This window comes from Ferrovibrio sp. (genome assembly GCF_019636075.1).
Lineage (GTDB): Bacteria > Pseudomonadota > Alphaproteobacteria > Ferrovibrionales > Ferrovibrionaceae > Ferrovibrio.
Genome location: NZ_JAHBYG010000072.1, coordinates 1 through 10,518, shown reverse-complemented (window position 1 = coordinate 10,518; position 10,518 = coordinate 1). Strand labels below are relative to the sequence as shown.

9 protein-coding genes are annotated in these 10,518 nt (G+C 61.8%); 6 read left to right on the top strand and 3 right to left on the bottom strand.

The genetic code is table 11. From position 1 onward, the window contains the following. Positions 1-692, top strand: a 692-nt coding sequence (locus tag KF827_RS19090) for a nucleotide sugar dehydrogenase (protein ID WP_291009068.1), incomplete at its 5' end; no start/stop codon positions are given. A gap of 2 nt (positions 693-694) precedes the next feature. Continuing rightward, positions 695-2,101 (top strand): phosphoglucomutase/phosphomannomutase PgmG, encoded by a 1,407-nt coding sequence (pgmG, locus tag KF827_RS19085; RefSeq protein WP_291009066.1) that lies wholly within the window; start codon positions 695-697, stop codon positions 2,099-2,101. On the opposite strand, the gene KF827_RS19080 is transcribed toward pgmG, so the two are convergent. From KF827_RS19080 to KF827_RS19070, 3 genes are all read right to left on the bottom strand, one after another. Then, positions 2,050-3,324, bottom strand: a complete 1,275-nt coding sequence (locus KF827_RS19080; RefSeq protein ID WP_291009064.1) for a nitrate/nitrite transporter — start codon at positions 3,322-3,324, stop codon at positions 2,050-2,052. The two genes, pgmG and KF827_RS19080, sit on opposite strands and share 52 nt — an antisense overlap. Before the next feature lie 29 nt (positions 3,325-3,353). After that, complete coding sequence (locus KF827_RS19075) at positions 3,354-4,442, bottom strand: adenylate/guanylate cyclase domain-containing protein (RefSeq protein ID WP_291009062.1); 1,089 nt, start codon at positions 4,440-4,442, stop codon at positions 3,354-3,356. A gap of 192 nt (positions 4,443-4,634) precedes the next feature. Further along, positions 4,635-5,921 carry a D-alanyl-D-alanine carboxypeptidase gene (locus KF827_RS19070; RefSeq protein ID WP_291009060.1) on the bottom strand — a complete coding sequence of 429 codons (1,287 nt, stop codon included), beginning with the start codon at positions 5,919-5,921 and terminating at the stop codon, positions 4,635-4,637. 180 nt (positions 5,922-6,101) lie between these two features. On the opposite strand from KF827_RS19070, the gene KF827_RS19065 reads away from it, so the two are divergent. The 4 genes from KF827_RS19065 to clpA all read left to right on the top strand — a co-directional run bounded on the left by KF827_RS19065 (position 6,102) and on the right by clpA (position 10,396). Further along, positions 6,102-6,845 carry a hypothetical protein gene (locus KF827_RS19065; RefSeq protein ID WP_291009057.1) on the top strand — a complete coding sequence of 248 codons (744 nt, stop codon included), beginning with the start codon at positions 6,102-6,104 and terminating at the stop codon, positions 6,843-6,845. Positions 6,846-7,077: 232 nt separating this feature from the next. Further along, positions 7,078-7,611 carry a phasin family protein gene (locus KF827_RS19060; protein WP_290985873.1) on the top strand — a complete coding sequence of 178 codons (534 nt, stop codon included), beginning with the start codon at positions 7,078-7,080 and terminating at the stop codon, positions 7,609-7,611. A gap of 124 nt (positions 7,612-7,735) precedes the next feature. Further along, complete coding sequence (clpS, locus tag KF827_RS19055) at positions 7,736-8,065, top strand: ATP-dependent Clp protease adapter ClpS (RefSeq protein WP_290985876.1); 330 nt, start codon at positions 7,736-7,738, stop codon at positions 8,063-8,065. 18 nt (positions 8,066-8,083) lie between these two features. Further along, positions 8,084-10,396 (top strand): ATP-dependent Clp protease ATP-binding subunit ClpA, encoded by a 2,313-nt coding sequence (gene clpA / locus KF827_RS19050; RefSeq protein ID WP_291009054.1) that lies wholly within the window; start codon positions 8,084-8,086, stop codon positions 10,394-10,396. The last annotated feature ends 122 nt before the right edge of the window (positions 10,397-10,518 follow it).

Below are 10,518 nucleotides of genomic sequence, written 5' to 3'. Positions count from 1 at the left end.
ATGCCTTCCTGGCCACCAAGATCACTTTCATCAATGAGATTGCCGATCTCTGCGAGCGCACCAATGTGAATGTGCAGGATGTGGCCAAGGGCATCGGCCTGGATGGCCGCATCGGCGGCAAGTTCCTGCATGCCGGCCCGGGCTATGGCGGTTCCTGTTTCCCGAAGGATACCCAGGCGCTGGTGGCCACCGGCCGCAAGCATGGCGCGCCGTTGCGCATCGTTGAAACCGTGGTTGATATCAACGAGGTGCGCAAGCGCCGCATGGCCGACAAGATTCTCGCGGCCCTGGATGGCAATGCCAAAGGCAAGACCATCGCGGTGCTGGGCCTCACCTTCAAGCCCGAAACCGACGACATGCGTGATAGCCCCAGCCTGGTGATCGTGCCCGCGCTCCAGCAGGCCGGTGCCACCATCCGGGTTTATGATCCCGAAGGCCTGCATGAAGCACGCAAGCTGCTCGGCGGGATGGTCGAGTGCAAGGATGCTTACGATACCTGCAATGGCGCCGATGCGGCGGTGATCATCACCGAGTGGAACCAGTTCCGCGCGCTCGACCTGGTGCGGTTGAAAAGCCTGTTGCGCAAGCCGTTGCTGGTGGACCTGCGCAACATCTACAAGCCGCATGAAATGGCGGCGGCCGGTTTCACGTATCACTCTGTCGGCCGCCCACCGGTTGCGCCCAAGGCCTGATCATGGCCCTGCTGCCGCATCGCTTCGATCCTTCGATCCTGCGTGAATACGATATCCGTGGCGTGGTGGGCGAGACGCTCACTGTCGATGATGCGCGCGCCATCGGTGCGGCTTATGCAACGATCCTGCGGGCGGGCGGCGGGCGCCGGGTTGCGGTTGGCTATGATGGCCGGCTTACCTCGCCGGATCTCGCCGATGCCTTGTGCGATGGTTTGCAAGCGGCCGGGGCCGATGTGCTGCTGGTCGGGCGCGGGCCTTCGCCGATGCTGTATTATTCGGTCTTCGCGCTTTCTGCCGATGGCGGCATCATGGTCACCGGCTCGCATAATCCACCGGATCATAACGGCTTCAAATTCATGCTGGGGCGCAAGAGCTTTTTCGGCGCCGGCATCCAGCAGCTTGGTATGATTGCCGCGTCCGGCAGCTATGCCGGCGGGCCGCGCGGCAATCGGCAGGATGTGCCGGTCTTCGATGCCTATCTCGACCGCATGCTGCAGGATGTGAATTTCGGTCAGGCGCCGCTGGTGGCCTGGGATCCGGGTAATGGCGCGGCAGGCGAAGTGGCGCAGGCTCTGGCGGCGCGACTGCCGGGCCGGCATTGGGTGATCAATGGCGAGATCGATGGCCGTTTCCCCAATCATCATCCCGATCCCACCATTCCGGCCAACCTTGCGCAACTGCGCGCCCTGGTGCGCCAGCAGGGCGCCGAGATCGGCCTGGCTTTCGATGGCGATGGCGACCGCATCGGTATCGTGGATGCCCATGGCGATATTCTCTGGGGCGATCAGATACTCACCCTGCTGGCGCGCGATGTGCTGACGCGGCATCCCGGCGCGCCGATCATCGCCGATGTGAAATCCAGCCAGGCGCTGTTCGACGACGTGGCCCGCCATGGCGGCCGCCCGATCATGTGGAAGACCGGCCATGCGCCGATCAAGAGCAAGATGCTGGAGGAGAGCAGCCCGCTGGCCGGCGAGATGAGTGCGCATATCTTCGTTGCCGATGGCTATTACGGATATGACGATGCGCTGTATGTGGCGCTGCGCTTCCTCAACATTGCCTCGGCCACCAAGGGCGGCGCCGCTGCGCTGCGGGCCAGCCTGCCGCGCTTGCACAACACGCCGGAAATCCGGCTGGAATGCGGCGAGGCGCGCAAGTTCACGCTGGTGCAGGAGATGCGCGACCGCGTGGCGCGCGATGGCGTGCCGTTCATCGATATCGATGGCGTGCGGGTGAAGCGGCCCGAGGGCTGGTGGCTGCTGCGGGCGTCTAACACCCAGCCCATCGTGGTGGCCCGCGCCGAAGCCGACAGCGCCAATGGCCTGGAAAGCCTGATCGCGGATCTGACGCGCTATCTTCAATCCTGCGGTTTCGAGCCGCCGGCCGGCGCATTCGATGCCGGTTCCTGAAGATACCAGATCACCCCCAGTATCATCAGCACCACCGGAATCCCGAAAGCCCAGCTATAGGCCTCGGCGGGATATTGGCCCTGCGGCCCGCGCGGCCACAGATCGATGATCCAGCCCAGGCCGGCCTGGGCCACGAAAGCGAAGCCGAACACCACACCATTCAGCATGGTATTCACCCGGCCGATGGCCTGGATGGGGAATTGCGCGCCCAGGATCGGATAGGCCAGCACCGTTGTGTTGGAAAACAGCCCGAAGGCGATCCATAGCAGCGGATTGGTGGCGGCCCAGCCGCCGGCCATCACCAGCATCACCATGGCATAGCCGGTGATCGACATGCACAGCATGCTTTTCAGCGTGATGCCGATGCGCGCCAGCCGGTCGGCCACGATGCCGGTGAGCGTGAAACCGAAGGTGAGCGCCAGTGCCAGCAAGAATTGCAGTTCGGCGGCTTCCTGGCGGTTCAGCCCGCCCACATCGCGCAGATAAGGCCCGGTCCACAGGCCCTGGATGGCAATGCCGGTGGCCATGCCGATCATGGATATCGGCGTGATGCGCCAAATCCGGCGGTCGGTCAGGTAAACGGTATAGCCGCGAATCTGCGCAAACAGCCCTTCGGTCTGCGCCAGGCTGCCTGGCTTGTCGGGCACCACGAAAAAGATCGTCGCCGAGGCCAGCAGGCTGCACAGCGCCAGCAGCCAGAACAGCGCGGGCCAGGCCAGCCAATGCAACAGCATTTCCACCGGCAGGGTTGCCGCCAGGGCGCCCAATCCGCCAGCGGTCATGAAGATGCCGTTGGCCAGCGGCCAGCGCTCCTGCGGCAGCCATAGCGTGATGGCCTTCATCGCACTCATCAATCCGCCGGCTACGCCAAGCCCGATCATCGCACGGCCGAATGCCAGCATGTACAGACTCTGCCCCAGCGCGAAGATCACCGAACCCAGCACGGCAAACAGCAGGAAACAGGCCTGCACCCGGCGTGGGCCATAGCGATCCAGCAAGACGCCGAGCGGAAACTGCGCCAGAGCGAAGAATACGAAATAGGCAGCAGTGAGCGAGCCGAGGTCGCCGGCGCCGATGCCCAGATCGCTTTGCAGGTTGGGCGCGATTACGGCATTCACCGAGCGGAACAGATACGACAGGAAATAGCCGGCGGCGAAAGGCAGCAACACCCTCAGGGCGATGAACAGCACGCTTTTTTGTGCGGTATTATTGGAATCAGACATGAGACAGCTCTTTATTTCAGGCCGTGTTCTCAGGTGCGGCTACGAATGGCATAGGCCACGATATCCTGGCGCTTGCCAGGAATGGCCTGCGGACCGAGCGGCAGGATATCGCAGCCGCCGGTATCGCCGATCACCTCCAGCGCCGCCTCGCTCAGCACGATGTCGTAGGGCAGGGCCTTGGCAAGCTGCTCCAGCTTTGCCGTGGTGTTGATCGTGTCGCCCAGCAGGGCGATTTCGCGCTTGATCTCTCCCATCTCTCCCACCACCACCGGGCCGGCATGCAACACGGCGCGGAATTCCGGCACCAGGCCGAATTGCCGCCGATACAGGGCCGCCTGATTGGTCAGCCTGTCCTGCGCGGCAAACACCGCTTGCAGAGCCCCTTGGGCCCAATTGTCTTGCCTTACGGTCTTCCCGGTCTTGTTTTCATTCTGCTGCGGCGCAATCCAGGTGGCGATGATCTCATCGCCCACATATTTATGCACCCGGCCGCCATAACGATGCACTACATCGCCCATATCGGTCATGAACAGATTTAGCAAGCGGTGAAAGTCGAGATCGCCGATCTTTTCCGCAATCCCGCTGGAGCCGCGCATATCGATGAACAGGAACAGCCGGGTTTCAAAGCGCGGTTGATGATAGCGGCCGCCGAGAAAGCTCGGCAGCACGCCGGGGCCCAGGGTCTGGGCGATCCAGAACATCAAGTTGACCAGAAACGAGAAGACCAGAGCCACCGCCAGGGTGACCAGCGTGGCGATGTTGAAGGCCACCGGGGCGGCATTGTCGATCCGCACCAGCCAGTCGCCCAGCTTGTCGCAGGTCACGATCACGAAGGCGTATAACAGCACCCGCCAGGTCAGCACCCAGCGGAATGGCAGTTTGCGAAAAGACTGGCCCACGGAGGCATTCGCGTAGAACAGCTCGAAGCTGCTGATCAGGCCGGAGACCAGCCCGCCGGTGACGATGCCGCGCAAGAGGCCGCCGGCCATCGCTTCGGGCGACCAGCCGACCAGGATCATCGTGATGGTGGTGCCATAAATCGCCCCCGCCACAATGCCGATAGCAATGAAACGGGCGACAAGGCCGAGCAGGCGGCGCTTGCGGTCGGATTGAATCATGGCGGCGCGTTTTTATGGTTCATGATAATCGCTGGATCATACTGCCGACCGCATGGCCCTGAAAGCACGAACGCGGCCCCTGGCTGTGCCGGAGGCCGCGTTCGCGGGATAAACATGATGATGTGTGACGGCGGTACGCTCGACCCGCCAAATTTAAGCGCCCGATTTATCCGCCTGATTTATCCGCCCGATTTATCCTGCTGTGGGCGATACCACCGTGCAAGCCAGATTGCGGCGTTTCAGGCTGTCGCAGGCGCTGCGGGCGTCGGTTTCGCTCAGCCCCACCAGGCGGGCGCGGAAGAGGGGGCCATCGTCGCTGCGCAGCTTCTCCACGCTGGGTTCGCCGGCTGGTACGCGGGGCTGTGCCTTGGCCAGCACGGCTTCGGCGGCGCTGGGCTGGCGGAAGGCGCCAAGCTGCACGGCCCAGCTGCTTTTGCCGCCGCTCTTGGCGGCAGTGCTGGCGGGTTTGGTGTTGAGGCTGGCTTTGTCCAGCTTGGCCTTGGCATCGGCCTTGCGGGCGGCCTGGCGCTCTTTCTTGCTCATTGCGCGCGGGCTGACTTCGGCAGCCTGGGCCGACGAGATCAGGCCGAAGCCGCCGCCATCTGACGCGGTGCTGGCCATCATCGGCTCGTTGCCGCGGCGCACCGGGGTGTCGAAGGCCATGTCCAGCAGCTGTACCATGCGGGCATCGCGTGCCGGCGCGCTGGTGCCACCGAACACCACGCCGATCACACGGCGGCCATCGCGCTTGGCCGAGGCGACCAGGTTGAAACCGGAAGCGCGGATGAAGCCGGTTTTGATGCCGTCCACGCCCTGATAGCGCTGCAGCAGACGATTGTGATTGGCAAAAACCTTGTCATTCCACTCGAATTCCGGCGTGGAGAAATAATGGTAATAGTCGCGGTGTGTGGTCAGCAGCGATTGCGCCAGCGTGGCCATGTCGCGCGCCGTGGTCTTTTGATGGGGATCGGGCAGGCCGTTCGGATTGCGGAAGGTGGTACGGCTCATGCCCAGCGCACGGGCGCGGGTGGTCATCATCTCGGCGAATTTCGGCGTGGTGCCGCCCATGCCTTCCGCCAGCACCACCATGGCATCGTTGGCCGATTTGGTGACACCGGAAAGGATCAATTCGCGCACGGTGATTTTCTGGCCGGGACGCAGGCCGATCACCGAAGGCGCCTGGCCTGCGGCATAGCTGGAAACGGTGAGTTGCTGATCCAGGCGCAGCCGGCCGGCCTTGATGGCATCGAAGGCCATGTGGATCGTCATCATCTTGGTGAGCGAGGCGGGGAAACGCGGGTCGTCGGCATTCTGGGCATGCAGCACGCGGCCGCTTTCGGCATCCACCACGATGGCGGAATAGGGGGCCGCCTGGGCAGGCGCTGCGGGGGCAAGCACGGCTATGCTGAGCAGCAGGGTGAAACAAATCGTTACAAGGCGGGACGGAGTCCAGCCTTTCACCGCGTCGGAATGCCTCATTGCTCCCCCATACTTAAGCTGCTTGACTGGAACTGCCGGGCAAACAGCCCGATTCGCTGGCTCCGAGTGTATGGATGCCGATTCGCCGTGTCCAGTGGAAAACTCCCATAACGGATTGATTCCACTTGGATTCACCGATGGTGGTTGTCCGAGTCAGGGCCACAACTTATGGATTCTGCCATGCCTGCTCTTAACAAAGCCTTTTCAGCCCCGAAAATGCTGCTGATTTCTGCCGCCGCACTGGTGGCGGGTTTAAGCGGCTGTGCCTCCCAGGGCCCGACCGACGATCCGGTCGCCCGGCATTTCTCCTGGGAATATTATGTGGGCGGCGACGATATCGCCCGCAGTTGCGCGCCTGGTTCGCCCGATCGCTACCGCATGGTCTACAACGCGATTTACGATGAGCAGCGCCGTTCCTACGATTTCACCCCGTTGGACGAGGCCGGCCAGGATAAAGGCGCGATGATGCTGGAAGCCCGTGCCATGGCGCCGGCCAATCTGGTCACCATCAAGCTGAACGATCCCATCGGCCCCTGGCGCGGCGCGGCCAGTCTGCGCAAGCTGACAGCAGCGGAATTCGCCGGCATCAAGGCTGGGCTGGAGCAGGCGGGCTTCAGCAAGCCGGCGCCCAAGGGCATGTTCCTGCGTGGCGACGATTTCTATTGGACCGCCAGCGCCTGCATCAATGGGGCGTTTCATTTCCATGCCTGGAACAACGAACAGCCGGGTTTTGCCGCTTTGCCGTTCCTGGCCCTGCTGGCGCCGTTCGATGCAACCGGCGTGGAGCCCAACCCACCGCGTGCGGTGGCGCTATTGCCCTATGGTTCCTGGCCGGGCCAGACTCAGGACAGCATGCGGCCCCAACCGCACCGGTTCCGGGTCGGCGATAACGGGCTCGATTACGGGCGTGCGCTAAGAATTTAGGCAAAATGCCATTGAAATCAGCGCCATGCTGCATTGCAACAACACGTATTGCGATGCAATATTTTCCTATTGACGCTTTAGCGGGCATTCCTATATAAAGTTCATGTTGCAGCGCAGCATTTTTTGTCGTCCCGGTCCGTGTTTGCCACCCACAGGCAGCCGGGGCGCCTCCCAGACCCCCGTCGCCCTGTCGGCGATGCCGCGTCACATGACCAGATAAAGGAACCGCATCATGACCGCCAAGCGTAAGACCGCCCCGAAAGCCGAAACCATTGCCGAAGCTCTGCCCAGCACCGCGCCGCTGGAGAGCGTGATCTTCGCCACCAAGGAGCAGATCGAAAAGGCCGTGAAGGCGTCCACCGAAGCCACCGAGAAGGCTTTCGCCGCCACCAAGCAGCGCCTGGAAGCTGTTGCCAAGAGCTATGGCGATGCCGCCAAGCTGAGCAAGGATGGCGTCGAGGCCTTCGTTGCCGCCGGCACCGTGGCCAGCAAGGGTGTGGAAAACCTCAATGCCGATCTGCTGGCCTTCGCCAAGAGCCAGTATGAAGGCAACATTGCCGCCGCCAAGGCGATCATTGCCGCCAAGACGCTGCAGGAAGTTGTGGAACTGCAGAATGGCTTCACCAAGTCGGCTTTCGAGGCCTATACGGCCCAGTTCAGCAAGTTCAGCGAGGCCGCCACCAAGCTGGCGCAGGATTCCTTTGCGCCGATCAATGCGCAGGTGCAGGCCACCGTTGAAAAGCTTGTGAAGCCGCTGGCTGCCTGATCCGGCCACGTTTCCAATCCGTAACGAGAGGCCCGGTCGTGAGACCGGGCCTCTTTTTTTAATGCTCCGGTGCTGGTATTTTTTAACCAGAGCGCCATATCCTGGGAACGATGAGTAGGCAGGCATGAGTGAGCGGGATGGACACACGGGCGGCGGACGCACCGAGGTCGGGGTGGTCACTAAGACCAAGCCCAAGACCGAGAAGCCGCCCATGTACAAGGTCTTGCTGCTGAATGACGACTACACTCCCATGGAGTTCGTCGTTCACATACTCGAGCGTTTTTTCAACAAGCCGCGTGAGGAAGCCACCCAGATCATGTTGCATGTTCACCAGAAAGGCGTTGGTGTCTGCGGCGTGTTCACCTTCGAGGTGGCGGAAACCAAGGTGACCCAGGTGGTGGATTTCGCTCGTCAGAATCAGCACCCCCTGCAATGCACCATGGAACGTGATTGACCCAGGAGACAGGACCGTATGGCAAGTTTCTCGCGCGCGCTGGAACAGACACTGCATCGGGCCCTGGCACTGGCTGCCACCAAGAAGCATGAATTCGCCACCCTCGAGCATCTGCTCTTCGCGCTCACCGAGGATCAGGATGCCATTGCGGTGATGCGGGCCTGCAATGTCGATCTGGAAAAGCTCAGGCTGCGGCTCGGCAGCTTCATCGACGAAGACCTGCGCGGCCTGGTGGTCGGCGGCGTGGCGCAGGATGCCAAGCCCACGCTCAGCTTTCAGCGTGCCGTGCAGCGCGCGCTGTTCCATGTGCAATCCTCCGGTCGTGAGGAAGTGACCGGCGCCAATGTGCTGGTCGCCATCTTCTCCGAGCGCGAAAGCCATGCCGTGCATTTCCTGCAGGAGCAGGACATGACGCGGCTGGATGCGGTCAGCTATATCAGCCATGGCGTGGCCAAGAGCAGCAACCGCGCCGAACGCCGCCCGCCGGCACGTGGCGCCGATGCGCCCTCGAGCGAGGATCAGCCGGCCCGCGAACAGCGCAATGCCGAGCGCGAAAGCCGCCAGGCCAAGGACAAGGATAAAGAGGCGCTCACCGCCTATTGCGTCAATCTCAACGACAAGGCCAAGGCCGGCAAGATCGACGCGCTGATCGGCCGCGAACCCGAGATCGAACGCACCATCCAGATTCTTTGCCGCCGCACCAAGAACAACCCGCTCTATGTGGGCGATCCCGGCGTGGGTAAGACCGCCATTGCGGAAGGCCTGGCCCGCCGCGTGGTGCGCGGCGAGGTGCCAAACATCCTGAAGGATGCGGTGATCTACGCGCTGGATATGGGCAGCCTGCTGGCCGGCACGCGCTATCGCGGCGATTTCGAGGAACGGTTGAAGCAGGTGATGCAGGAGCTGGAAGCCCAGCCCAATGCCATCCTGTTCATCGACGAGATGCACACCGTGATCGGCGCCGGCGCCACCTCCGGCGGTGCCATGGATGCTTCCAACCTGCTGAAGCCCGCCTTGGCTTCCGGCGCGCTGCGTTGCATCGGTTCCACGACCTATAAGGAATTCCGGTCCTATATCGAAAAGGACCGCGCGCTGCTGCGCCGTTTCCAGAAGATCGATGTGAACGAGCCCTCGATCCCCGATGCCATCAAGATCCTGAAGGGCATCAAGACCTATTACGAGGAACATCATCACGTCCGCTACACCGAGGATGCCATCAAGGCGGCGGTGGAACTGGCGGCGAAATACATCAACGACCGGAAGCTGCCCGACAAGGCCATCGATGTGATCGACGAAGTGGGCGCTGCCGAGTTGATGAAGCCGGAGAACAAGCGTCGCAAGGTGATCGGCGTGAAGGAGGTCGAGGCCATCGTGGCCAAGATCGCCCGCATTCCCCCCAAATCGGTCAGCCGCGAGGACAAGGAATCCTTGCGCAACCTGGAAGCCGATCTCAAGCGCGTGGTTTATGGCCAGGATAATGCCATCGAGGCGCTGGCCTCTTCGATCAAGCTGGCGCGGGCCGGTTTGCGCGAACCGGAAAAGCCGATCGGCAGCTATCTGTTCTCGGGCCCAACCGGCGTGGGCAAGACCGAAGTGGCGCGCCAGCTTTCCATGATCATGGGCGTGGAGCTGATCCGTTTCGACATGTCGGAATATATGGAGCGCCATAGCGTGTCGCGGCTGATCGGCGCGCCTCCGGGCTATGTCGGTTTCGATCAGGGCGGGCTGCTCACCGAGGCTGTATCGCGCAATCCGTACTCCGTCGTACTTCTCGACGAAGTCGAAAAGGCTCATCCCGATCTTATGAGTATTCTGCTTCAAGTGATGGACAACGGTACACTGACCGACTCACACGGCAAAGTTTCGGACTTCCGCAACACGGTGGTAATTCTCACAACAAATGCCGGAGCAGCCGATGCACAAAAGAGCGCCATCGGTATAGGTGCGACGAGTGCTGGTTCCAGCACTGATAAGCAGAGCGAAGCGATCAAGCGCGCGTTCACGCCTGAATTCCTAAATCGCCTCGACGCCACGGTACAGTTCCAACCACTTCCTGAGGAAGTCGTCTTGAAAGTCGTCGCCAAGTTTGTCGACGAGTTCAAAGCACAGCTTTTGAAAAAGAAAGTCGTGCTTACGACGACAGTAGCCGCCGACAAGTGGCTTCTGAAAAAAGGCTTTGATCCGCTTCTTGGCGCTCGTCCGATGGCTCGCACCATCGACGATCACATGAAAAAACCGTTGGTCGACGAAATTCTCTTTGGCCGCCTCGAGAAGGGCGGCAAGGTCTCAGTCGACGTGAAAGACGACAAGCTCGTTTTCAATTTCGGCTAGAACTTTTGACCCTCAGGCCGACCGATATTTTTAGGTGAACTCCATCTGAAGCGAGCGATCTGCGCTCGAGACGTTGTCGGAGGCCGAGCGAGCCTCCAGCTTCACGCCAATTCCGAGAAGTC